This is a genomic window from Endozoicomonas sp. Z74, assembly GCF_057680865.1.
Window position 1 is genome coordinate 22,101 of record NZ_JBLYZI010000038.1, and the last position, 25,063, is coordinate 47,163.

Sequence of the window (25,063 nt, forward strand, 5' to 3'; positions counted from 1 at the left end):
TGACTGTTTTTCAATGGAACCTAGAGGGAGAGTTGGCCATTAGACTGTGACCAGCCGCTCAGGGAATACGCCAGGCAAGGCGCGAGCTGCGCAGTGTGACATTCCACATAAGTAGTGAGTAACACAGCATGGCGTATTCCCTGAGCGGCCCTTCGGGTTCATCACGTAAATGCTCATACTGTGTTGAATGACTTGAACATGGAGCCACCATGCCCTGCACCATTCGCCTTGTCTGAACATTTACGTGGTGAACTGGTCTTATGGCTAACGGTCAACTCTCCCTACAAACATTCAGCAATAACAAGATGATGATGGCACGTTTCTCTATACGTCAGTGAGTCACTTAAATGTCCACAGCGAAAGAAAAGCGCATGTAACCGTTAACTCTATGGCCCGGGGCTCTGCAAAGCAACTCAACAGATGCCCCATGAAAAACAGCTGCCAAGCCTGCCGGGATCGAGTACCATAAACAACCACCGCAAAACACATAACAACAGTAAGTCACATCCGGAATCTGACTGATGACCCCAAAGCACGCGTTTTATGCACAGTCGGGTGGTGTAACCGCCGTCATCAACGCCAGTGCCTGTGCCGTTATTGAAACGGCCCGGCGCTACCCAGAACACATCGGCCGGGTCTACGCAGGTCACAATGGCATTCTTGGCGCCCTTCGCGAAGAACTGATTGATACCTCCCACGAGTCTGACGAAACCATAGGGGCCCTGCTCCGGACCCCCGGTGGCGCTTTTGGCTCCTGCCGCTACAAACTGAAGCCCTTCAGCGAAAGTGAGACAGAGTACCGCCGCCTGATTGAAGTGTTTCAGGCCCACAATATTGGCTATTTTTTCTACAATGGCGGCAACGATTCCATGGACACCGCCCTGAAAGTCTCCCAGCTCAGTGAAAAGCTGGGCTATCCCATTACCTGTATTGGCATTCCCAAAACCATTGATAACGATCTTGAGGCTACAGACAACTGTCCCGGTTTCGGGTCCGCTGCCAAGTACCTGGCGGTTTCCACCAAAGAGGCCAGCCATGACATTGCCTCCATGTGCGATACTTCAACCAAAGTCTTTGTGATGGAAGTGATGGGCCGCCATGCCGGATGGCTGGCCGCAGCAACCGGATTGGCAGCCCGCCAGGCGGGGGATCCTCCTCACATTATTCTTTTCCCGGAAAAGCCCCTGGATCGGAAGCAATTTCTCGAAAAAGTGCACCATACCGTCAATAACGAAGGGTATTGCGTTATTGTTGCCTCGGAAGGAGCGAAATACGACGACGGAAGTTTTATTTCAGCCTCCACAACGGTGATTGACTCCTTTGGCCACCAACAGCTGGGAGGAGTTGCCCCAGCCTTGTGTAACTTGATTAAACAGGAACTGGGTTATAAATATCATTACGCCGTCGCTGATTACCTGCAGCGATCCGCAAGGCATATTGCCTCAAGAGTGGATGTGGAACAGGCTTATGCCGTAGGAAAGGCGGCAGTAGAGCTGGCCGTCACCGGTCATAATGCCGTTATGCCCGCCATTATCCGGGAGTCCGATATGCCCTATCGCTGGGCCATCCGGGAGGTGCCATTGGCGGAAGTCGCTAACCTGGAGCGAAAGATGCCCCTTGATTTTATCAGCCAGGATGGCTTTAACATCACTTCCGCTTGCCGTGGCTACCTTGAACCTCTGATCGAAGGAGAAGAATACCCCGCCTATCTGAACGGACTGCCTCGCTTTGCCCGCCTGAGAAAGGTCTTTATTGATAAAAAACTGGATTCGGCTTTTATCGAAGCATGAGCCATTACAGGCACACTGGCGGAAGATCATTCCGCCTTTACACCACCTCTTCTTCCAGGGTGTTGATCTGACAGCTTTCCTGGTGAAGCCAGCCAAGAATCGGCTGCCAGGCCTGAAACTCCCTTTCATAACTGCTGTGCCTGGGCAGGTCAAAAATCCCGGCACCTTTCTCACAGGCCCTCACATAGAACTGGCTGTCCCTTATGGCGCCAATAAACGGAATATTCAGAGAGTGCAGAAACAGCTTCAGTTTCCTGAACGACACTGTATTCTTTCTGCAACGATTGGCCACCACTGCAATTCGAGCCTTTGAGCGGTTCAGTCTGACTTTCAACAACAAATCCGCAATCAGTTTCGTGGCAGCATCCATATCAATGGGGGAAGGCAGAACAGGGATCAGGATCACATCGCTTTTCTGTATCTCCGCCCTGTTGTTCACCATATCCATGCCTGCAGAGGTGTCTACCACCGTGATTTGGGTCCCTGGCTCAGGCATAAAATACCTCGCACCGGTAACCCCCATGGGCTTTTTGCTGGCTTCAATCAACTGGACCGTTCCAAGCTGAGGCGGTCGCTCCTTTGCCCAGAAAGCGCTGGACCCCTGGGGGTCAAAGTCAACCAGCGCCGTCTTGAACCCCTGGCGCAGGTAGTAACAGGCCAGGTTGGTTGCCAGAGTGGTTTTTCCGGCACCGCCTTTTGAGTTAAGAATCATGATTCTCATCATTACCTGCCCGTTATTTAAAGAGCCTTTTCATACACAGGTCCTCAATGAATATCGGAATAAAACCGATAGCCATTACGACCTGCTTTCTTGGCCACATACATGGCTTCATCCGCTGCCTTAATCAACTCATCGGGCTGACCGCCAGACTGGGGGTAGGCGGCAATACCAATACTGGTTCCGACTTTTTCCAGGCCAACCCCCAAATCATGGGGCTGCTCAAGATCTTTCAGGATGTTTTCGGCCACCATCCGGGCATCTTCCGGGTCCGCCACATCATCCAGAACAATGGCAAACTCATCCCCACCCAGGCGAGCCACCAGATCCCCTTCCCTGACGCACCCTTTCACCCGCTGAGCCACACTGCTCAACAAACGGTCACCGGCATCATGTCCCAGCTGGTCATTGATGTCCTTGAAATGGTCAAGGTCGAGGAACATGACTGCAGTACTCTTGTGGCGACGGTCACTACGCGCCATGGAAGCAGCTAGGAACTCCCGGAACAGAGTACGGTTGGCAAGGCCGGTCAGACTGTCATACTTGGCCATCCTGAGCAGCTGCTCTTCCAGCCTCTTGCGCTCAGTGATGTCCTGAAACACCAGCACTGCCCCATGGACCGTTTTTTTGTCATTGACGAGAGCCGCCACATGAAAGTCCGCCGGGAAGCGGTTGTGGTTGAGCTGCACCAGGTCACCGGATTGATGCAGCCTTTCCCCCTTCTCCATGCATTTGAAAATATCTGATTCCAGCCAGCGGGCCTTTTCCTGCTCCGGACCTCCGTCAAAAAGGAATTGACTGATATGCCGGTTCAAAAGCCCCTCCTCGGTGCCTCCAAGCAACTCACAGGCCACCGGGTTTATGAAGGTAATATTGCCTTCTCTATCCAGACCGGCGATCCCCTCACCGGCGCAGTCCAGCAACAGTTTGTTTTTCCGGCTGATCCACCTTAACTCACGGGTAACCTGTTCCAGCTCCAGGCGCTGCTCTTCCAGCTGGAGAAAGACCTTCACCTTACCCAGAAGAATTTCCGGCACAATGGGTTTGGGCAGGTAATCCACCGCACCGGCCTGATACCCTTTGGAAACGTAATTCTGATCTTTGTTAATGGCCGTGACAAAGATAATGGGGATGTTGGCGGTCTGTTTATTACTGTGCAGCAAAGAGGCGGTTTCAAAGCCATCCATTCCCGGCATCTGGACATCCAGCAGGATCACCGCAAAGTGATGTTGAAGCACTTCCGAAAGTGCCTTTTCCCCGGAGTCCACTTTATGTATCTCGGCACCCAGCGGCTTCAGCAACCGGTCCATGGCCAGCAAATTCTCAGGCCGATCATCCACCACCAGAATCTTGACCCTGTTGTTCTGAGTGCTTTGTTTATCCATTGCCAGAGTCCCTGTTGGCTGTTTTCTTTTACCCACCCCTGCTCAGGGTTGCCGGGCACAAGCGTTTAAAAATGCCGGTATTTCTTCCAGTTGTACCCGGTGATCCACACAACCGGTGTCCAGAGACGCCTGTGGCATAATCCCTATTTCAGCGCTGCCGGGACATTGGGCCACCGTCGTTCCTCCGTGGGCCTTGACCGAACGAATACCATCGGATCCATCGGTATTGGCACCGGTCAGGACAATGGCCACCAGGGACTGCTCGTACACCCTGGCCGCTGACTGAAACAGCACATCAATCGCCGGACGCACATGGGCAACCGGGGCTTCAAGGTTCAGACTGATCACCCCTTTCTCTTCCACCAGCATGTGATAACCAGAAGGCGCCAGATAAATCTCCCCGGGCACCATTTTCTGCTTGTCTTTCGCCAGGTTGACCCTCAACCGACTCTGCCATGAGAGCACCTTCAACATTCCCTCGTCATCCCCGGAACCCACATGCTTGGTTACTAAAATCGGCAGGGGGAAGCACTCTTCCAGCTGACTGAAAATATAACCCAGGGCATTCATGCCACCGGCCGATGCCCCGATAACAAAAAGAGCCTCCTCATTGCTACCAGAGCCCGAAGTCATGGCGCCACCTTACGGTATATGCGAAGGGGATCGTTGACCTTTTCCAGACTGTCCCGGATCACACTGAACTGCAGATTTTCCCTTCTCCCAATACAGAGAAACCCTCTGGGGCACAGACTGTCATTCAGCAGGCTAAGTGCCCGATCCTGAAGAGTCGGATTGAAATAGATCAGAACATTGCGGCACATCACCAGGTTCATTTCACCAAACACACCGTCGGTCACCAGGTTATGGCTGGCAAAAACCACTCTTTCAGACAATCGCCCATTGAACTTGATGGAGTTATACCGTTTCACGCAGTAGTCACTCAGCGCTCCCTTGCCACCAGCCAGTTGATAGTTCTTTTCATAGGCTGGCAGTTCTTCATCGGGATAAATGCCTTTGCGGGCGGTATCAAGAGCATGGTCGTTAAAGTCGGTGGCATAAATATGGCACCGTTCCAGCAAGCCTTCTTCCTCCAGCAATATAGCCATGGAATAAACTTCCTGGCCTGAAGCACAGCCTGCATGCCAGATCTTGATGAACGGGTAAGTCTTCAACAGCGGCACTACCTGCTCCCGGATCGCCAGAAACACATCAGGGTCACGAAACATCTCGGTCACCACCACAGACATGTCTTCAACAAAGCAGTTGAAGGCCCGGGTATCATGCAAAAACCGGGGAATCAGCTCACTCACCCTGGAAACGCCCACAGCACTCATGTGCTTTTTTACCCTGCGAACCATGGAGGCATGGGCATAATTCTGGAAGTCATAACCGTAATGCTGATTGATTGCCTCCAGCAGCAACTTGAGCTCCAGATCTTCCAGTGCGGTATCCTGACTCTGGTTCACAGGAGAGTGCCCGCCAGTCCCCTCCGGGGATACATTTTTCATGAAAGTAACCAGACCCTGAGCATGGCCACCAGTTTGTCCATATCCACTGGCTTGGTCATATAGTCGTTGGCACCGGCCTCAATGCACTTAGCCTTATCGCCAGACATGGCCTTGGCGGTCAGTGCAATCACCGGCAAGTCAGAATAATCGGGCATCTCTCTTATTTTCCGGGTCGCTTCATAGCCATCCATAACGGGCATCATGATGTCCATTAGCACCAGCTCAATGCCATCCTCTTCTTTCAGCTTTGCCAGTCCCGACTCCCCATTCTCAGCAATAATGACCTCCAGCCCGAAAGCCTGCAGTGCCTTGGACAAAGCAAAAGTGTTACGCAGATCATCATCCACCAGCAGAATTTTATGTCCCTGCAATGTCTTCTCTACGGGGTTATCAGTTTCTAAAGAGGCCTTTTCAACCGGTTTTTCCGAGTTTTTGTCGATCGAGTGAAGGAACAGGCTGACCTCATCGGTCACCCGCTCTGAGGCTTTTTCCCCTTTCATGACCATGGCGCTGGTATATTCCTGAAGCTGGCCGTGCTCTTCCTCACTCAACGCCCGGTTGGTATGAATCACCACGGAAGGCATGGCCGAGTCCAGCGTATCCTTCAACTTGCGGAGAAACTCAATGCCACTGATGTCTCCCAGGTCCAGATCCATCACCAGGCACTGCCACTGGGTATTGGCCAGCTCGACCTCCGCCTCTGCGGCTGAAGCAACATATCCCACCGTCATTCCCTTGCTTTCAAGCATCGCCCCTACCCGTGAACGATCCTCCTCATCGGCATCCAGAATCAATGCATGATGAATATCACTGCTGATGGCTTTCTCCAGAGTACAGAAAGCGCTTTCCAGATCCGACATGCTCACGGGTTTCACCAGGTAACCCACCGCTCCGTGCCTGGATACAGTGCCCGGGTCACGCCCCGAAATAATGTGAACAGGAATCGCTCTGGTGGACTCCTCCTGTTTCAATGCCTCAAGCACCTGCTGACCATCCATATCCGGCAACCCAAGGTCCAGAATAATGGCGGAAGGCTTGTATTTTCGGGCCTTTTCCAACCCTTCACGGCCCGTTTGGGCGGTGCAGTAGGTAAAGCGATGACGTTTGGCTATCTGGCTGAGGATATCCGTAAAGTGACTGTCATCTTCTATCAGCAGAAGACAGCGGTCTGAAGATGAAGATTCTTCTTTTTCCTCAACCTTTGTCTCAGTCTCCTGGAGGGCTTCCGTGGTGGCTTCAGAGCTCGAAGCCACAGGATTCGTAGCCGGAAGGGCACTTTCAGCCACTGATGAAGCACCGCTCTGCACCCCCTCCGAGACTTCAGAAAAACAGTTTTCAGCCAGCACTCTCTCTGGCCCAAGGGAGCACACTGGATTGTCCGGAAGGAACAGAGTAAAGGTGGTGCCTTCACCTTCTTCACTTTCAATTTCGATAAAACCACCCAGCAACTCCGCCATCTCCCTGGAAATAGCCAGTCCCAGCCCGGTACCGCCGTATTTCCGGCTGGTAGAACCGTCCGCCTGCTGGAATGACTCGAAGATGGATTCCTGCTTCTCCCGGGGAATGCCTATACCGCTGTCCCTGATGGCAAAGCCTACCCAGGTGTCCTCAGCAAACCGCCCCTGGCGGGACTCATGGAACACGCGAACATAGACGCCCCCCTTTTCGGTAAACTTGAAGGCGTTGGAGAGAAAATTCTTGATGATCTGCATCAGCCGCTGACTGTCAGTGAAAATCACTCGGGTAGTTCCCGGCTCAATGGTCACCGTAAACTCAAGGTTTCGACTGTCTGCCAGAGGGTTGAACAGGGTTCGGATACCTTTGCCCAGGTCTTCAATGTCGGTCTGCTCCAGATTCACCGACATTTTGCCCGCTTCCACTTTCGACAGGTCAAGAATATCGTTGATCAGATCCAGCAGCTCTTTGCCGCCGTTATAAATCACCTGGGCCGATTCCACCTGGTCCTCAGTCAGATTGTCCTCATCATTTTCCGCCAGCATTTGAGAGAGCAGCAGCAGAGAGTTCAGGGGCGTTCTCAGCTCGTGAGACATGTTGGCCAGAAACTCCGATTTGTATCGGCTGGCCTGCTCCAGCTCCTCGGCTTTCTCGGCAATTTTCCGGCTGGACAGCTCAATATCGAGATTCTTCCGCTCAATTTCCTCTTTCTGCAGCATCAGCTGCTCGCTTTTCTCTTCCAGCTCGGTATTGGATTTTTGCAGTTCCTCACTCTGGGCCTTCAGCTCCTCCTCAGACTCCTCAAGAATTCGCGCCCTTTTCTCCAGTTCCTCATTCACCGCACGCAGCTCTTCCTGTTGCTCCTTCATGGCTTCTGACTGCAGAGTGGTCTGGTCAAGCAGCTGATTAACACGGGTTCGATACTGGGCAGAGTTGATGGCGATGGCGATACTCTCTACGGAGTGATCAAGAAACAGCCTTTGCTCATCGGTCATGGGGTGTAACCGGGCAAATTCAAAGACCCCCTTTAACTCATCTTCATAAACCAACGGGATAATCATGATCTGTGCAGGCTTTGAGCCCCCCATCCCAGACTCGATCTCCAGGTAGTCCTCAGGAATACTGACCAGCTCTATGCTCTGCTTCTCAAGAGCCACCTGCCCCACCAGCCCCTCGCCGATCTCAAAACGGTTCGCATGCTGTTTTCTCTGGCGCCAGGCATAGGTTCCCATCAGCTGCAATTTTTTCCGGTCATCCAGCACATACATCGCCCCGGAGTGCATATCCAGGTAGCGGGCAATGTACATGACAATGTTCCGGCAGAGGTCCGCCATCTCCTGCTCACCACGCACACTGTTGTTCAAACCAGCCATACCATCCTGAAGCCAGTTCCGCTGGGCATTTTCACTGCTGATGGTCCGGAGTTTCTCCGTCATCTGGGAGAAGCTGCGGCTGAGCTCACTGATTTCATTGTGCCCACTGAGTTCCGTGCCTTCGACGTAGTCTCCGGAGGCCACCCGGTTTACCCACTGGTTGATGGTTCGAATCGGCCGGACCAGTCGACGGGACACAAATACGGCAATGATAATGACCAGAATAAAAGTGAAGCCAATGAGGAATACCAGACGCTTTCGAAACTCAATCACCGAAGCAAAGGCCCTTTCGTGGGCCACTTCGGACATCATCATCATAGGCGTGCCGGAAATATTCACTGGCAGGAAAATCCCCAGAACCTGCTCTCCATGAACGTTGATGTAACTTCGGATATGACGGATACCGGCCCGGGCAGCCTGCTTCATCTCATCCTCATTGATCTCTTCATGTAAGCTGCTATCCCAATGATCGTCATCAAGCTGACCTTCCATTTCATGAATATGCCCCTCTTCATCCAGATGCTCAAGCCACAGGTTGACCAGCGGGTTATCCTCTGACACAGACACATTGGTTGAGTAGGAAATGCTGGAACCAAAACGGATTTGCCGGTCCTTGCCCACCAGATAAGAAGAAAGGTCCTGTTCGAGCTTTTTATCCCTTTCAAAGATGGACTGGATGTTGTTGGGGTGAATCTGAACCGCAATAAAACCGGTGGTGTCCTGACGATCATTGGTCAGGGGTAAAATAAAAAAGCTGACCTGCTCCTCTCCGATAGGGGGGTAAGCTCCAAGGTCTGCATATTTAGGTTGCTGCTCCGCCAGGCTAAGCTGAACGGCCTCGGCAAATCGGGTGCCTGCCAGTTTCCCCTCAAAGAGATTTTGTCCAAGGTCTTCGTAACCATTGACGGTATACAGAATGTTGCCCCGGGCATCCCCAAGAATCACATCGGAGTAGTCATAGAACCGGAGAAAGTCCACATACTCGCTGGCATACTGGTCCTGAATCTTCTGGTAGCCCGCTGAATTCACATAGTCCGCCAGCGTGCTTTGCTCAGCCTTCATGGCTTTGACCAGGTCAGCCACAAACGCCTCTGAGGTACCCGCTTTGATAAACAGATTAGTGAGCACCGTATCAAAATAATCGTTGATTCGCTGGGTCAACAGATAGTTAACGTTGGATAATTCCTCATAGCGGTTGGCAACAATGGCACTTTTCGCCTGGCGATATTCATTGACCCCAATCACCGCCATAGGGCCCAGGGCCAGGGAGACAAACCAGAGAAACAGGGTGAGTGCCAGCCCCTGCCTGATCCCACTTTTCAGTCCGCTCTCTTGACTGCTTTTCATTCCACTTTCCATGTAAGAAGGGGGGGAAGAATCTGCGTCCATGGACAGCCCTCTGTGAGTCATTTTTGGCAGGCACTGGAGTGATTGATATCTCCTATTTAATCGTTAGTTTTCAGGAAAGATTTAGCAGCCAGTCCGCCCCCCTTCTATCCTTAGCAAACACCACTGCCGGGGTAAAAGCCTGTGAGCCTTGCCAGAGTAGGCAAGCCGGCCATGACCGCATTGATGGCCGGTTACATTTCCATGGTCTTCTTCAACAACATCATCGACTATCCTGCGAACCTGATCTATCTGCAGCATGTCATGACAATGGATAGCCTTCCTGAAGCCTCTCCCCACCAGTGGCGCTCTGTGCAGAGCCCCGTCTTCCACCATATGTCCTTGCTGTTAATCATTGTGGTTCAACTTCTGTCAGCCCTTCTCTGCTGGCGCGGCGTATTAAAAATGCTCCAGATAAATAAACACAGCACTTATGCTGACGGTAAATCTGCAGCTACTCTGGGGCTAACACTGGCCATGGCACTGTGGTTTGGAGGCTTTTTTATTATTGGAGGGGAGTGGTTTCTGGCATGGCAGACAAAATGGGGGAGTCTGAACGGGGCCATCAGGGTGGTCACCACTATCGGCATCACCCTGATTGTGATTCACCTGCCGGAAGAACAGCAGGAGCCTGACCGCATTTGTTAACGCTGATGAAAAGGCTTTTAGCCTCCCAGATAAGCCTGCTGCACAGACTCATTGACCAACAGGGCCTGCCCGGAATCCTGAAGAACGATTTCACCGTTTTCCAGAACATACCCACGGTCCGCCAGCTTCAGAGCCTGATTGGCATTCTGCTCCACCAGAAAAATCGTCATTCCCTCATCCCGTAGCTGGGCAATAATGTCAAAAATCTGCTGAATCACGATCGGTGCCAGTCCCAGAGAAGGTTCATCCAGAAGCAGCAGACGAGGCCGACTCATCAATGCCCTGGCAATGGCGAGCATCTGCTGCTCACCTCCTGACATGGTTCCCCCCCGCTGGCTCAGGCGCTCCCGGAGCCTGGGAAACAGCTCCAGAACATGCTCATAGGTCTGACGATACTCAGCCGTTTCGGTAAAAAATCCTCCCATACTGAGATTTTCCTCCACCGTTAACCGGGAAAAGATCCGGCGGCCCTCGGGTACAACAGCAATGCCGGAACGCATGATGGCAGCCGTATCTTCATGGGTGATATCACGGCCTTCATAAACAATCTGGCCACTGGCAGCCCTGGGATCACCACAAAGAGTCATTAACAGGGAGGTCTTTCCGGCGCCATTGGCTCCAATCAGGGTGACAATTTCACGGGGCATGATCTCCACACTGACACTGTCCAGTGCCTGTATTTTTCCATAAAAGGTGGAAACCTCCTGGACACTGAGAAGCGGGGACTGGGCAGAAGGCATCGTAACGGACATAAGACTGCATTCCTTATACGGTGGGCCATGAAGCGTTCTTTAGAGGCCAGGATATTCCGGGGTGAAAACGCCTGACTGCTTCAATACCCATGGCGATTGTTATTTTGTTATTGCGCTATTGGCATTTGTTGTTTTCATTGACACCGACTAACGATAACAGAAACAGAGTTTAAAACATAAGTTCCGGTTCGAAATACGGCCTATACTCCCTGAACGTCCTTTCCAACTTATTCTTCCTATCCATCATGACTCCCCGGGAGGGTGCAGACATGAACCACTTATTCCTTCGGGGACTCACCAGTCCTTTTCATGGGTTTCTGAAAGCATTATTACTTACCATTGCCATCAACCCCTTGGCACACAGCGATGTGATCCTTCATGCGTTCAATTGGAGATACGCCGAGGTCACTGCCAATGCCCGGCAGATAGCCGACAGTGGTTATCGAATGGTGCTGGTATCCCCGCCTTTGAAAAGCAGCGGTAGCCAGTGGTGGGCAAGATACCAGCCCCAGGATTACCGGTTGATTGACAATCCGCTGGGCAACACGCGGGATTTTCAGGAAATGATCAACACCCTGAAGCAGCAAAACGTCGTCGTATATGCGGATATTGTCCTGAACCATATGGCCAATGAAGCTTCCCAGAGAGCGGACCTGAACTACCCCGGCCAGGCAGTACTGAGCCAGTATGCCAGTCAACCGGGCTATTTCGAAAACCTGAAACTGTACGGGCAGTTAAACAGTCAACTGTTCAGCGCTGCCGATTTCCACGCTCCCGGCTGCATCAGCAACTACGACAACCCCTGGCAGGTCCAGAACCTGAGACTCTGTGGCCCCTCTCCGGATCCCGGACTACCCGACCTGACACCGAACAAAAGAGTCATTGATCAACAGCAGGCCTACCTCAACAGCCTAAAGAGCCTGGGGGTCAGAGGATTCAGAGTCGATGCCGCAAAACACATGTCCACAGATCATATAAACCAGGTATTCACTCCGGACATCAAAAGCAACGTCCATGTATTTGGTGAAATCATCACCAGTGGCGGTGCCGGTACCCGGGAATACGACCATTTTCTGAAACCTTACCTCCAGCAGACCGGCCATAGTGCCTATGATTTTCCACTGTTTTCTACCCTTTTTACCGCCTTCAAACCTTCAGGAAGCCTCAATCAGCTGGTGGACCCTATGGCCTATGGTCAGGCACTGCAACCCCAACGGGCAATCACCTTTGTCACCACCCACGACATTCCCAACAATCAGGGGTTCCGCTACCTGATCATGGACCCTGTGGATGAATCCCTGGCCTATGCCTACCTGATGGGCAGGGACGGTGGCGTTCCCATGGTGTTCTCAGACCATAATGAAAGCACTGAGCAACACCCCGAAGACAGCGGTCGCTGGCAGAACGCCTATCAATTCAGCCACTTGAAAAAAATGGTTCATTTTCACAATCGAAGCCAGGGTCAACCCATGAAAGTGATCGCCCACAATGACTGCGCGCTGCTGTTCACCCGGGGAAGAGGCGATGCCAGGGGCATTGTGGGCATCAATAAATGTGGATACAGCCAGTCATTCCCGGTGGACACCGGGCAGGTGAAATTTTTCTGGCTCAGGAACTACCGGGATGTTCTTGATCCATCCGCAGAAACCGTTCATATCGCCAGCAAACACTATACCTTTTCCATCCCGGCCCGCACTGCCAGAATGTGGCTTCTGGAATAGTCAGGGCCAGCAATACACCACCGTGCCGGTTATGAATTCTTGACATCTGTGTTAGTGATATTGCCTGCTACTAAAGTCATAGTCTTGCCTGTCAACTTAATCCGCACAGGAAGTGGCGTTATGGGAGCAACAGGAACAAACCGGGTTACTGCTATACACATGACTATCCAGGACTCAGCAGTACCCAGCCCTCCTGACCAACAGACAATGTTCAGGCACCGGAAAACCAGAATCCAGACAGGAGTAACTGGCTTTTTTTCCTGGATAAAAAACGCTCTGACACCTTCTACCCGCTTAAGAGACAGAGCTGTAAAGCTTTGGGATCGGCTCCCAATGATCGGCTACAAAGCCTGTGCCGGATTTGCCTGCGGAGGGCTGTTTGGCACCGGTTCCCTGTGGTTTGCAGCAGGAGTTGGAATCATTGGGACTGCTGCGCCGCCTGCCCTTGCCATCATCATTGGTGGAATGCTGATCCCTGCCACCATAGGAGCCCTTACCGGCCCCCTGTGGATTCCAGACCCGGAATAGTTTAATCGGCTTCATGGATGCCGGTAGATATGCCAGACATCGCCCCGGAAAGGCACTTCTTTCTCAAACGATGCCCCCACCGCTTCTGCCAGCCGAATGGAGGACTGGTTGGCATGATGGATAAAACTGATCAGAGGCAGTTCAGGCATCCATTTCCTTCCCGTGGCCTGAACCGCTCTGGTGGCTTCACTGGCATACCCTTTACCCCAGTACCCGGGGGCAAGGGCCCATTTGATTTCCGGGGCTGGCCAGTCATTTGGATACCAGAATCCCACAGGCCCCACCACCCGGCCTGTGGCTTTTTCTTCCACCGCATAAGGACCATAACCCCGAACCTGCCAGTGACCAATCATTCCACACAGGGTGCGCCAGGTTTCCCCTTCTGACAAGCCCCGCCCCACGGTATAGCGGGTTGCGGCAGGATCAGCATAATACTTGTGAAGATCTCTCCAGTCTTTCTCCTGGAACGGCCTGAGTCGTAATCTTTCTGTTTCCAGCTCCGTGGGCACCCGGTATTCCATTCAGGACTCTCCAAGATAGGCTTTGATCACTTCAGGGTGATTACGAACTTCCTCCGGACTGCCGGAGGCCAGAGGTCGCCCCTGATTGATCACATAAATCCGGTCAGAAATTTCCATGACCAGTTTCATATCGTGCTCAATCAGCAATACCGAGACCCCGTGATGCTGGCGTAGCTCACAAATCAGATCATCCAGCTCTTTGGTTTCTCTGGGGTTAAGACCTGCCGCGGGCTCATCCAGCATCAGCAGCTGCGGGCGGGTAACCATGCAGCGGGCAATTTCCAGGCGCCGCTGCTGGCCATAGGCCAGGTTGCCCGCCTCCCGGTTGGCAAACTCTGTCAGCCCTACCCGATCCAGCCAGTATTCCGCTTTCTCCAGCGCCTCCGCTTCACTTTCACGAAAGGCCGACGTCTTCAGAAGCCCACTAAGCAGCCCTGTCTTAAGGTGCCGGTGCTGGGCCACCAGGAGGTTTTCCAGAACCGTCATGCCCTTGAACAGACGGACATTCTGAAAGGTTCTGACCACCCCCAGGCGGGCAATTTTGTGCCCGGGAAGGCTTTGCACCGGCTCCCCGCGAAACAGAATCGTTCCCCCGGAGGGACGATAAAACCCCGTCAGACAGTTGAATACCGTCGTTTTTCCCGCCCCGTTGGGGCCGATCATCGATACAATTTCCCCCGGCTTCACATCCAGCGCCATCTGGTCCACAGCCAGCAAACCACCAAAACGCATACTCAGGTTCGATGCCTGCAGTAAACACTGACTCATCTTACAACTCCTTTTTCGTCGCTCTGGGCTTTTTATCGCTCAGGGCTGCTACACGCTCTGGGCGGGCTGGGTCGTTACAGCACCGGCCTCACTCTTACCGTCTGTGTTTTTTTTCAAGGTCAGGTGAGGACGCTTCATGGGCATTAACCCTTCAGGACGCCAGATCATCATCAGCACCATCATCAGCCCGAACATCAGCATGCGGTACTCCTGAAACTCCCGGGCAAACTCCGGCAGTACCGTCATGATCACTGCCGCCAGGATCACCCCGACCTGAGACCCCATACCGCCCAGCACGACAATGGCCAGAATGATGGCAGACTCAATAAAGGTAAACGACTCAGGACTTATAAACCCCTGGCGCGCGGCAAAAAAAGTACCTGCAAACCCGGCAAAAGCAGCGCCAATGGTAAAAGCCGAAAGCTTGATAGCGGTTGGATTCAACCCCAGGGAACGACAGGCGATGTCATCTTCTCGCAGTGCTTCCCAGGCTCGGCCAATGGGCATTCGCAGTAGCCGGTTAATAATGTAGAGGGTGGCCAGAACCAGTAATACCGCCAGGATGTACAGGAAAATCACCTTGTAGCCACTGCTGTAATCAATCCCGAAAAATTCATGGAAAGGAATATTCCCCTCTTCTTTCGCCCTGCGGGAAAATTCCAGGCCAAACAAGGTTGGCTTGGGAATCTGACTGATGCCGTTTGGGCCTCCGGTAATGGCCGTCCAGTTATTCAGCAGGATCCGGATGATCTCCCCAAACCCCAAAGTGACAATGGCGAGATAGTCTCCCCGTAGCCGGAGAACCGGAAAACCAAGCAGGAAACCAAACAGTGCCGCCATGGCTCCACCAATCAGCAGGCAGGACCAGAAATCCAGGCCGAAGTACTGATTCAACAGGGCATAGCTGTAGGCACCCACGGCATAAAAGCCCACATAACCCAGGTCAAGCAGGCCTGCCAGCCCGACCACCACATTCAGCCCCAGCCCCAGCATGACGTAAATCAGTGCCAGCGTGGCCAGGTCAACCGCGCCACGGGAAACAAAAAAGGGCCAGATCAACAGCCCGGCAATACCAAAACAGACCAGCACCTGCTTCAGCTTTTTATGCTTATCCAGCGACGGCAGCTGAATACCCTGGTGAGGGCTGTTCCTCTTGATGCCCTGCCACAGCCCATCAATGGATTGCCGGAACAACTGAAACAGAAAAACCAGAACACAGCCGGCAGAAATCAAATTCAGCCGTTCACTGTCCGCGATAGCAACCACCAGTTGTGTGTTTTTCGTTGAGAGCTGAACCCCCAGCATCAATACGCTCAATAGCAACAGGGCACCAGCAGCCATAAAAGCGGGAAACCAGCGCAGAGGCAGACGGCTGGAAACCTTTTTATTGGGCTCATTATTGGAAAAGCGGTTCTTCATCATACTTTCTCCACCTCTGGCTTGCCCAGAATCCCTGTTGGCCGGAACAGAAGAATCAGCACCAGCAGGCTGAAAGCGACCACGTCCTTATATTCCGTACTGAAATAGCCCGCCGTGAACGCCTCCGTCACCCCGAGAATCAGGCCTCCCAAAACCGCTCCAGGAATACTGCCTATCCCTCCCAGAACCGCAGCGGTAAAAGCTTTCAGTCCAGCCAGAAAGCCAATATAGGGATTAATAACGCCGTAGTAGAGCCCCAGCAGCACACCGGCTACCGCCGCCAGAGCGGCACCAATAACAAAGGTCAGGGAAATGACCTGGTTGGTATTAATTCCCAGCAGTCCAGTCATCCCCAGATCTTCAGCACAGGCACGACAGGCCCGCCCCATCCGGGACCGGGAAATAAACAGGGTCAGCAATGACATGGCAATAAACGTGATGACAAAAATCACCAGCTGCATATACGACAGAGTGACATGAAAGCCCTCTTCAGGGCCAAAGCTCCAGCCTCCCGTGATCAGGCTGGGCATGGCTATATCCCTTGAACCCTGGGCAATGCGAACATAGTTCTGGAGAAAAATGGACATACCAATCGCCGAAATCAGGGCGATCAGCCGGTTGCTGCTTCTCAAGGGCCTGTAGGCCACCCTTTCAATAGCAAAGCCGTAGGTACTGGTAATAATGATGCTGATGACAAACGCGGCCACCAGCATAAGGGAAACGCTGTCGATGCCCATCAGGGCAAGACCCGCAAGCACGGCAAAGGCCACATAACTGCCGATCATGTAGATCTCGCCGTGGGCAAAATTAATCATTCCAATGATGCCGTAGACCATGGTGTAGCCGATGGCGATCAGCGCATAAGTGCTCCCCACGGTAAGGCCGTTCAACAACTGCTGGATAAAATAGAAAACGGATTCAGGCATGGTTCGATCCATAAAAAAGCCTGCAAAACGCGGCAACGCTTTTGGCGCTCTGCGATCCCTGCAGGCTTTTTTTACTTCTTATCGTTATTTTTCAGTGAACCGTATACACACGGTTCACTCTTTCAGCAAACCACTAGAGGTTAATAGCCTCAATCGGTTGGTCTTACTTGGTTAAAGGCGTCTTGGAACCATCAGCATGCCATTGATAAACGACAAAGCTGAAGTCTTTCAGGTCACCTTTGTTATCAAAGCCAAGCTCACCGGTGGGGGTTTTGAAGCTGCTGGCCCGCAGGGCTTCAGCCACCACTTCCGGATCTTCACTCTTTGACAGTTTCATGCCTTCCGCCATCACCTGAACCGCAGAATAGGCCGGGAAGACAAAAGGACCGGAAGGGTCTTCATTTTTCGCCTTAAAAGCATCAACCAGGGCCGCGTTGGCAGGATCCTGGTCAAAGCTCTTGGGCAGAGTGACCAGCAGCCCTTCAGAGGCTTCACCGGCAATGGCGGAAATATCCTTGTTGCCTACGCCTTCAGGCCCCATGAATTTTACATCCAGTCCTTTCTCGGCACTCTGGCGAAGAATCAAGCCCAGCTCCGGGTGATAGCCGCCATAGTAGACAAAGTCCACATTCTCTTTCTTCAGTTTGGCGATCAGAGCAGAAAAGTCTTTATCCCCCGCCGTAACACCTTCATAAAGTGCTACAGAAATACCTGCTTTTTCCACTTCTCCCTTAACACTAGAGGCCAGACCTTCACCGTACTGCTGCTTGTCGTGAATAATGGCCATACGCTTTGGCTTGACACTGTTGATGATATATTGCGCTGCCGTAGGTCCCTGCATGCTGTCCAGACCAATGGTGCGGAACACCATCTGATAACCTCGGGTGGTGATATCAGGGCTGGTGGAAGCGGCAGTAATCATCAGCACCCCTTCATCTTCATAAATATCAGAGGCAGGCTGGGTGGATGAGGAACACAGGTGCCCCACTACAAAGCGAACATCGTCGTTGACGATTTTATTGGCTACCGCTACCGCCTGCTTGGGATCACAGGCATCGTCGTAAACCACAGCCTCCAGCTGTTTGCCATTAACACCACCGGCCTTGTTTATCTGCTCAACCGCCATTTTGGCGCCAATAAACTGCATATCCCCATACTGGGCCACCGGTCCGGTGACAGGGCCTGCCAGAGCAATTTTCAGGGTTTCAGCAGCGTTAACCAGCGTGGCACTGCCTGCCAGGGCAATGGCTGCTGTCAGGGTGGCCAGTTTTTTATTGAAGGGTTTCAGCATAGTCCGAGTACTCTTTTATTGTTGTTCTCAGTTACGAGTCCGAAGCGCTTTTTCAATCGCTATGGGCATTTGGCGGAACCACTCTCCCCGGAACCCATTTCTGACTGTATTGTGATCTTTCGAGAATTGTTGCGTTTTTGTTATTTACAATCGCTATATTAAGGATTTTTTCTCTTCAATCCAGTCACATATCAAGCTTTTTTCACATCCATAGGGTCTCCTTTATCAAACTCCGCCTTTAGTCGTAGGCTCCAGGGGCTTTTCAAGGCTTTTTTTGGACAAAGGTCTAAATGAAAATTACCGAGTGATCGCGGTAGGATAGTTTTTCCAGCCAGGAAGGCTGTTTCAAAAGGAATTTACGTAATACATAACAGGGAGATGTCGTTATGGAAAGGAATCACAATCAAGAAAAGCCGCTGACCACCAGTGAACTGGTATTTCTGACCCTCTCACTGGGCAGCATACTGGCCTCACTGCACTATATGCTCGGCCTGGCTCTATAAAAAACAACTCCGAAAACAGATCGGTAAGATGGCTGTTTCGGAGCTGTTTTTTCGTTTTCAGTTAAAAACTTAACCCACCTTAATGGTTTTTACCCCTTCTCGGGTCCCCAGCAATAAGAGATCGGCCGGGCGGTGGGCAAACAAGCCATTAGTGACCACCCCGACTATATTATTGATCTTGCGCTCTAACTCAACCGGATCAAGAATGTTCAAATTCCAGACATCCAGAATCACATTGCCATTATCCGTCACCACCCCTTCACGATAGGCTGGATCCCCTCCCAGTTTCACCAGTTCCCGGGCTACATAGCTCCGAGCCATTGGAATCACTTCCACCGGCAGGGGAAACGCTCCCAGTACACCAACGGCCTTGCTCTCATCGGCAATACAGATGAACTCCTCAGCCACCGCCGCCACGATCTTCTCACGGGTCAAAGCGGCACCGCCCCCCTTGATAAGATGCAGGTGATCATTGGCCTCATCGGCTCCGTCGATATAAAAGCGAATCTCCTGCACGGTATTCAAATCATAAACCGGAATACCATGGGATTTGAGCTGCTCAGTAGAAGCGTCTGAGCTGGAGACGCAGCCATCAAAACGGTTTTTATACTGGGCCAGGGCATCGATAAAAAAGCGGGCCGTGGAACCGGTACCCACCCCGACGATCATATCGTCCTCAAGGTGGGGCAGAATGTATTGTAAAGCGGCTTCAGCAGTGGCCTGCTTGAGCTGGTCCTGATTCATGGGGCTACCTGTTGTGCTGGCTGTACTCTTGATAACAGCGTGTCTGCTGAAAAAAGAGAATCAACCCTGAGCATCAATCTATCGAAAAATCGCGGATATACTACACCATTTTTCCCTGAACCGGTGACTGCTGCAATAACCCACACCAAAATCCCCTCAATGCTTCCGGATCACACATATAATGAAAGATCTATAAGCAACGGCCCTGGAACTGACTTCAGAGAAGTCTCGAATTCCTTTAGAATGGCCCCCTGGAGCCTGTCTGACTCCTAGAGCATCACTCTGCCTGAACTTGCTTTTACCGCAAGAGTAAAAATACAACCGACCATCAGAAGGACAGCATGCCACACCAATATATCCGGAAAATACTCGAAGCCAGGGTCTACGACGTCGCCATAGAGACCCCGATCCATGAAGCCCGTTTTTTGAGCCAGCGCCTTGATAACCGGATTATTATTAAACGGGAAGACCTGCAACCGGTGTTTTCCTTCAAGATCCGGGGGGCCTACAACAAGCTGGCCCAGTTGAATGACCATGAAAAAAGCCGGGGTGTTATTGCCGCCTCCGCAGGGAATCATGCCCAGGGCGTTGCCCTGGCTTCACGGGAGATGGGTATCAAAGCCACCATTGTGATGCCCGTCACCACTCCGGATATTAAAGTCAAAGCGGTTCGTTCCTACGGGGCAGAAGTCGTGCTCCATGGCGATGCCTTCGATCAGGCCCTGGCTCATTCTTTCGAACTGGTTCGGGAGCACGGGTATACCTTTATCCACCCCTACGATGACAGGGATACCATTGCCGGCCAGGGCACCATCGGCATGGAAATTCTGCGCCAACACACCGGCCCCCTGGATGCGGTGTTTATTCCTGTTGGCGGTGGCGGCCTGGCCGCGGGCATCAGCGCCTATATCAAATATCTGCGCCCCGAAATCAAAATCATCGGCGTTGAATTTGAAGAATCCGCCTGCCTGAAAGCCGCCATGGAAGCCGGCGAGCGGGTGGTGCTACCCCAGGTAGGCATCTTTGCCGACGGTGTCGCGGTTGCCCAGATCGGGGAAGAGACGTTCAGAATCTGCCAGGAATGTGTTGACGAAGTCATCACCGTTAATGCCGACGAGATCTGTGCCGCCATCAAGGATATCTTTGATGACACCCGCTCTGTCTGCGAGCCAGCCGGGGCCCTGGGCATTGCCGGGCTGAAAAAATACATAGACCGCGAAGGTATTGCTGGCCAGACGCTGCTGGCGGTAGACAGCGGCGCTAATATCAACTTTGATCGCCTGCGGTACGTCTCCGAAAGTGCCGAACTCGGTGAAAAGCGGGAAGCCATCATTGCCGTCACTATTCCGGAAAAACCCGGCAGCTTCCGGCAGTTCTGTGAAATTCTGGGCAAACGCAACATCACCGAATTCAACTACCGTTTCCATGACCCGGACAACGCCCGGATTTTTGTCGGGGTCCAGGTTCACCCGGACCAGATGCCCATTGCCCGGCTGGTGGAAGAGCTGGAACAATCCGGCTACCCGGTGGTGGATCTTACCGACAACGAAATGGCCAAGCTTCATGTTCGTCATATGGTGGGTGGCCACTGCGAAACCGTGGTCAATGAACAGGTCTACCGCTTTGAATTTCCGGAGCGCCCCGGGGCCCTGATGAACTTCCTCAGTAAACTGGGCCACCGCTGGAACATCACCCTGTTCCACTATCGTAACCACGGAGCGGCTTATGGCCGGGTAGCGGTCGGGCTGGATGTTCCGGAAGAGGAGCGAAAGCACATTCCTGAATACCTGGACGCTATTGGCTATCGTTACTGGTCAGAAAACGATAACGAGGCATACAAGGCGTTTCTGGGTGGGTAAAGCCCTACAGCTTTCGCACTTACGACAATGTTCTTTTTTGTTGCGCTTCACTCTGTGAAGCAGCAACCTACGAAGTATGACGATCCAGTGGCTTCCACAAAATACGTCTGGAATACCGTAGGTTGCTGCTGAGCTCGGCGAAGCGCAACTTGCTCCAAGCTTTTTTCTTTGATTAAAGGCCCCTATGCCAGCATAGGTGCACAGAAATATTAATGCTTAAAACGTTACCCCAACGCCCAGCCACAACAATCGACCCGGCTCGTTGACCCTGACCGCACCAGGACTCAAAGGATCGACATTCCCCCTGCTGACATGCCAGGCATAGGTTTGGTCAAACAGATTATCCACTCCCCCCTGAAGACGCACCTCTGGCGTCAACTGCCAGGCCCCGTACAGGTGCCATACATCGAAGCCGGGGCTTTCACCCTGGTCCTGACCACTGGCCAGATTCACTTTATCCTGGCTGGCCGCCAGCTCGCAGCGCCCTCCCAACCGCCAGCTGCCTGACTCATACTCCAGTGCAAACCTGGCCAGAAGCGCGGGAATCTGGGGCAGATTTTCATCATCCGGGCCTGAGGGGTCACGATTGACTCCCCGGGTCCAGCTCAGTGAACCAGAAGGTTTGAAGCGCCCCAGCGGGTATTGCACTTCAAGGTCGGCTCCGTAGATTCGTGCACCGGTATTTCGATAGAGCAACGCTCCCGAAGCTGAGTAATAACGGATGATATAGTCAGATACCTCATCCAGATAAACAACGGTGGATAACTGCGCCCTCCCTTTTTGAAAATGGTAGCCAGCATCCAGTTGATAATGCTTCTCCGGTTTGATCAGAGGGTTTCCCACCCAATCATCACTGCCGTGACAACAGGACCCGCGAGAAGCAATGAAGCGTTCAGTAGCATCCGCAGAACGGACACTGCGGCTTCCCCGGAACTCCAGGTACTGACGGTATCCAGAGGTGGCATCACCCAACCCATGCTGCCAGCTGATCAGGGCACTGACATTGTGATCCCGGGCAGAACGGGCATCGGTTCCATAATACTTTTTATACAATGCATCCGGACTGTCATTGCCCAACGTGGACACATGGGCTTTTGTGGCTTTCGCATCCAGATCATCATAACGCCCTCCCACCCGAACCCGGTCCACTGCCGAGAACCGATAATCCAGCTCAGAGAACAGGCCCCACTGGCGCAGTTCCACCCCCGGCCAGACGGCCGATTTCAGCGTTTGTGCCTGAGTGGCCCGGTTGACCTGAAAGCGCTCGGCATTCTGTCGGCTGCCACGGGCATCAAAGCCGATATGCCACTCAGCCCGCTCAAGAAACACCGTTCCCACCCAACGCCCCCCGACGACTTTTGAGTCAGAGGGTGTTCTCATGCCATTGGGATTACCGGGCTTTCTCAGCCTGACGGTGTAGTTATCCATTTGATGAGTCACCTCTGAAAAATAGAGATTGAGCGCCTGCTCATCCAGAATCCCTACCGGAGCTTCGTGCTGAACCTTGAAGCGCCAGATACTGGCATCGGCCAGGGGCGCATCCATACCACTTCCGGCGTACAAAATATCCCGGTCACGAGTGAGTTCAAGATTCGCTTCCATACGGGTAAACTCAGAGACGTCACCCGTCAGTAACACACCACCATTGAGGGACCGGAACGCCGAGCTGACGGTCTGACCGTCCCCATCCTGATAGTTTCCCACATCCCGGTAGTCACCATAGAGACGCACATACCGAGCATCGGATCCAAGAGCTATATCTGCCTGGGCGCCTTTGCTGTGGCTGTTTGACTGAAGGTCCCCCCCCATACGACCGGTATAACTTCGCCCCTGAAAATCTGGATCGTCCCGCTCGAACAGCAGAGTGCCCCCGCTCCCCCCCGGGCCATTCAAGACAGAGTCATAACCTTTGATCACGCGAACCTTGTCGTATCCCGCGGAAGCATACCCCGTAGGAGGATCCATCCGCCCCGGGCAGGCACCAGCCACATGGGCCTCTCCCAGAAGCACATTCAGTTGTCCCTGCTGTTGACCCCGGATCACCGGCTCGAACCCTTTTCCGCCTTTCCGCCCGGAAGAGAGCCCGTTGACATGACGCAACTGCTCTCCGGCATCACGGGTTGGCTGGGGGGAGGACGCTCCAGAAACCGTCGACTCAAATATCGGAACCGGTGGAGGCTCCCGGACATGTATATCAAAATCCCCGTCAAAAGAGTGCTCAACCACGTCCCGGGACTCGCCAGCAATGGCAAAACCAGACAGCACCAGGCAAAGCACAGCAGGAGCGACAAGCCCCTGACTCCAGGGCGGGTTGTTTTTACAAGAGGTATTGATCAAAAGAAAAGGGGTCAGAACAGACATTCGGATCCTGCCAGCATGCTGAAGCGCCATCCTGTTGTCATTATTGTGTTGATCCTGAAAATTCAGATAAGAAAAGAGAGTATAGAAGAGCTTACAGGCCTGGCAGGACGATCAGCCGTGACACTCCGTCACAGTATCTATAATGATGCTTTTGCTTCTTAACCCCCCTATACAAATGGCAAGCTGCTTTGTTTACAACATAACGCCCCCTTTACAGTCCTTGATACGACCTCTCTTGTGCGTATCAATTCGGGCTGTAAAGGCCGTTCCAGCGATTACTCTGCTTTACCCCTTACTTTTCCTGATCTGCCTGAATATTCACGCTTCGGACTTAAAAATAGCTGTTGCAGCCAATTTTCACCACCCTTTGGAAACCCTCGCCAAAGACTACCAAACAAAGCACTCGGACATTGGCATAGAAATCGTTACAGGTGCCTCTTCCGAGTTAGCCATACAAGTTTCCGATAACGGCCAGAACTTCGACCTGTTTCTTTCTGCGGATAACACTCAACCTGAGCAGCTTGAAAAGGATGGACTTATCGTTGATAACTCCCGGAAAACCTATGCTCAGGGAAAACTGGTGCTATGGCACCAACAACCCGAACACATAGATTGCCGACAAATCCAAACCTACCTGACCGAGCACCTGCCTGCCACGATCATTGCAGACCCTGAGAAAGCCCCGTACGGCCAGAGAGCCGTTGAAGCCATGAAAGCACTGCATGTCTATGACACCTTGTACGAACAAGGACTTATAAAAACCAGCCCTCACGTTCATGATGCCTGGAATACCGTCAACACCGGTAACGCAACCGTGGGTTTCGTTGCTCTCTCATTATTACTGGCAGATTCAACTGACGATGGGGGCTCCAGTCATCTGCACGGCGATGTGGAAGCCACTCACTTCACGGAGGTTCCCCAAGAGCTGTATACCCCCCTCAAGCAACAAATGGTCATTTTGAAGAGCAGTGATCACCCTGAGGAAGCAAAGCGTTTTGCTGATTTTCTCTTGTCTCCTGAAGCACAGCATAAGATTGCAAATTTGGGGTATGACTCTGCGCCAGAGTCTGCAGGTTCTCATTTAAAACAGCACTCAACACTCCCATCATCGATACCCGAGATTCTGGTAGCCGTGACAGGCCTGGTTGTCATCGCCGGGATCAGTATTCTGGCAGTTTACTGCGTATTGAAATATAAAAAAAAACGCGCTTCCGGCTGGTCAGGACATGAAGTCAGTTATACACCTGTTTAGTAATATCGTCTGGGCAGGTTCTGTCTAAGGAAGGTGCGAACAAGGCCTGCGGCACTCTGGCCTGCCAGGGGGATTCAGAATCAAGAAAGACTTTTGCAGGCATGTCGGGACCTGTCAAAAAAGGCTGACGCTGAGTCTGGATTCCCCTGGAGGCC

General features: G+C 52.6%; 18 protein-coding genes and 1 pseudogene. 6 read left to right on the top strand and 13 right to left on the bottom strand.

The window, feature by feature from the left end; translation table 11 throughout:
- Positions 1-521 precede the first annotated feature (521 nt).
- A complete protein-coding gene (locus ACNRUY_RS12790; protein ID WP_488112031.1) occupies positions 522-1,790 on the top strand; it encodes a 6-phosphofructokinase in 1,269 nt (422 codons plus the stop codon).
- Between the two features lie 37 nt (positions 1,791-1,827).
- On the opposite strand, the gene ACNRUY_RS12795 is transcribed toward ACNRUY_RS12790, so the two are convergent.
- Genes ACNRUY_RS12795 through ACNRUY_RS12815 form a run of 5 tightly spaced genes read right to left on the bottom strand, consistent with a single transcriptional unit; the run spans position 1,828 to position 9,576 of the window.
- Positions 1,828-2,514 (bottom strand): ParA family protein, encoded by a 687-nt coding sequence (locus tag ACNRUY_RS12795; protein WP_488112032.1) that lies wholly within the window; start codon positions 2,512-2,514, stop codon positions 1,828-1,830.
- 41 nt (positions 2,515-2,555) lie between these two features.
- Positions 2,556-3,893, bottom strand: coding sequence for a two-component system response regulator (locus ACNRUY_RS12800; protein WP_488112033.1), 1,338 nt, complete (start codon positions 3,891-3,893; stop codon positions 2,556-2,558).
- A 42-nt stretch (positions 3,894-3,935) separates the two neighbouring features.
- Positions 3,936-4,526 (bottom strand): chemotaxis protein CheB, encoded by a 591-nt coding sequence (locus ACNRUY_RS12805; RefSeq protein WP_488112034.1) that lies wholly within the window; start codon positions 4,524-4,526, stop codon positions 3,936-3,938.
- A complete protein-coding gene (locus ACNRUY_RS12810; RefSeq protein WP_488112035.1) occupies positions 4,523-5,401 on the bottom strand; it encodes a CheR family methyltransferase in 879 nt (292 codons plus the stop codon). The genes ACNRUY_RS12805 and ACNRUY_RS12810 overlap by 4 nt, the downstream gene beginning before the upstream one ends.
- A complete protein-coding gene (locus ACNRUY_RS12815) occupies positions 5,398-9,576 on the bottom strand; it encodes a response regulator (RefSeq protein ID WP_488112036.1) in 4,179 nt (1,392 codons plus the stop codon). The genes ACNRUY_RS12810 and ACNRUY_RS12815 overlap by 4 nt, the downstream gene beginning before the upstream one ends.
- A gap of 183 nt (positions 9,577-9,759) precedes the next feature.
- Between ACNRUY_RS12815 and ACNRUY_RS12820 the strand changes: the two genes are divergently transcribed.
- Positions 9,760-10,263, top strand: coding sequence for a DUF2165 family protein (locus ACNRUY_RS12820; RefSeq protein WP_488112037.1), 504 nt, complete (start codon positions 9,760-9,762; stop codon positions 10,261-10,263).
- Positions 10,264-10,280: 17 nt separating this feature from the next.
- Here ACNRUY_RS12820 and ACNRUY_RS12825 read toward each other — a convergent pair whose 3' ends face one another.
- Positions 10,281-11,015, bottom strand: a complete 735-nt coding sequence (locus ACNRUY_RS12825; protein ID WP_488112038.1) for an ABC transporter ATP-binding protein — start codon at positions 11,013-11,015, stop codon at positions 10,281-10,283.
- 269 nt (positions 11,016-11,284) lie between these two features.
- Here ACNRUY_RS12825 and ACNRUY_RS12830 point away from each other — a divergent pair, with 269 nt between their 5' ends.
- Positions 11,285-12,736: an alpha-amylase family protein gene (locus tag ACNRUY_RS12830; protein ID WP_488112039.1), complete on the top strand. Its 1,452-nt coding sequence runs from the start codon at positions 11,285-11,287 to the stop codon at positions 12,734-12,736.
- 333 nt (positions 12,737-13,069) lie between these two features.
- Positions 13,070-13,264 (top strand): hypothetical protein, encoded by a 195-nt coding sequence (locus tag ACNRUY_RS12835; RefSeq protein WP_488112040.1) that lies wholly within the window; start codon positions 13,070-13,072, stop codon positions 13,262-13,264.
- A gap of 11 nt (positions 13,265-13,275) precedes the next feature.
- On the opposite strand, the gene ACNRUY_RS12840 is transcribed toward ACNRUY_RS12835, so the two are convergent.
- The 6 genes from ACNRUY_RS12840 to rpiA all read right to left on the bottom strand — a co-directional run bounded on the left by ACNRUY_RS12840 (position 13,276) and on the right by rpiA (position 19,436).
- Positions 13,276-13,785 (bottom strand): GNAT family N-acetyltransferase, encoded by a 510-nt coding sequence (locus ACNRUY_RS12840; RefSeq protein ID WP_488112041.1) that lies wholly within the window; start codon positions 13,783-13,785, stop codon positions 13,276-13,278.
- Positions 13,786-14,553: a high-affinity branched-chain amino acid ABC transporter ATP-binding protein LivG gene (gene livG / locus ACNRUY_RS12845; protein WP_488112042.1), complete on the bottom strand. Its 768-nt coding sequence runs from the start codon at positions 14,551-14,553 to the stop codon at positions 13,786-13,788. It abuts the gene before it with no gap.
- 48 nt (positions 14,554-14,601) lie between these two features.
- A complete protein-coding gene (locus ACNRUY_RS12850) occupies positions 14,602-15,975 on the bottom strand; it encodes a high-affinity branched-chain amino acid ABC transporter permease LivM (protein ID WP_488112043.1) in 1,374 nt (457 codons plus the stop codon).
- Positions 15,972-16,898, bottom strand: a complete 927-nt coding sequence (livH, locus tag ACNRUY_RS12855) for a high-affinity branched-chain amino acid ABC transporter permease LivH (RefSeq protein WP_488112044.1) — start codon at positions 16,896-16,898, stop codon at positions 15,972-15,974. Before livH ends, ACNRUY_RS12850 begins: the two co-directional genes overlap by 4 nt.
- 163 nt (positions 16,899-17,061) lie before the next feature.
- On the bottom strand, positions 17,062-18,189 hold the full coding sequence (locus ACNRUY_RS12860; protein WP_488112045.1) for a branched-chain amino acid ABC transporter substrate-binding protein: 1,128 nt from the start codon (positions 18,187-18,189) through the stop codon (positions 17,062-17,064).
- 572 nt (positions 18,190-18,761) lie between these two features.
- Positions 18,762-19,436 carry a ribose-5-phosphate isomerase RpiA gene (gene rpiA, locus ACNRUY_RS12865; protein WP_488112046.1) on the bottom strand — a complete coding sequence of 225 codons (675 nt, stop codon included), beginning with the start codon at positions 19,434-19,436 and terminating at the stop codon, positions 18,762-18,764.
- A gap of 323 nt (positions 19,437-19,759) precedes the next feature.
- On the opposite strand from rpiA, the pseudogene ilvA reads away from it, so the two are divergent.
- Positions 19,760-21,295, top strand: a pseudogene (ilvA, locus tag ACNRUY_RS12870) (threonine ammonia-lyase, biosynthetic); the annotation flags it as partial.
- 216 nt (positions 21,296-21,511) lie between these two features.
- On the opposite strand, the gene ACNRUY_RS12875 reads toward ilvA, so the two are convergent.
- Complete coding sequence (locus tag ACNRUY_RS12875; protein WP_488112047.1) at positions 21,512-23,656, bottom strand: TonB-dependent receptor domain-containing protein; 2,145 nt, start codon at positions 23,654-23,656, stop codon at positions 21,512-21,514.
- A gap of 235 nt (positions 23,657-23,891) precedes the next feature.
- Between ACNRUY_RS12875 and modA the strand changes: the two genes are divergently transcribed.
- A complete protein-coding gene (modA, locus tag ACNRUY_RS12880; RefSeq protein WP_488112048.1) occupies positions 23,892-24,908 on the top strand; it encodes a molybdate ABC transporter substrate-binding protein in 1,017 nt (338 codons plus the stop codon).
- The last annotated feature ends 155 nt before the right edge of the window (positions 24,909-25,063 follow it).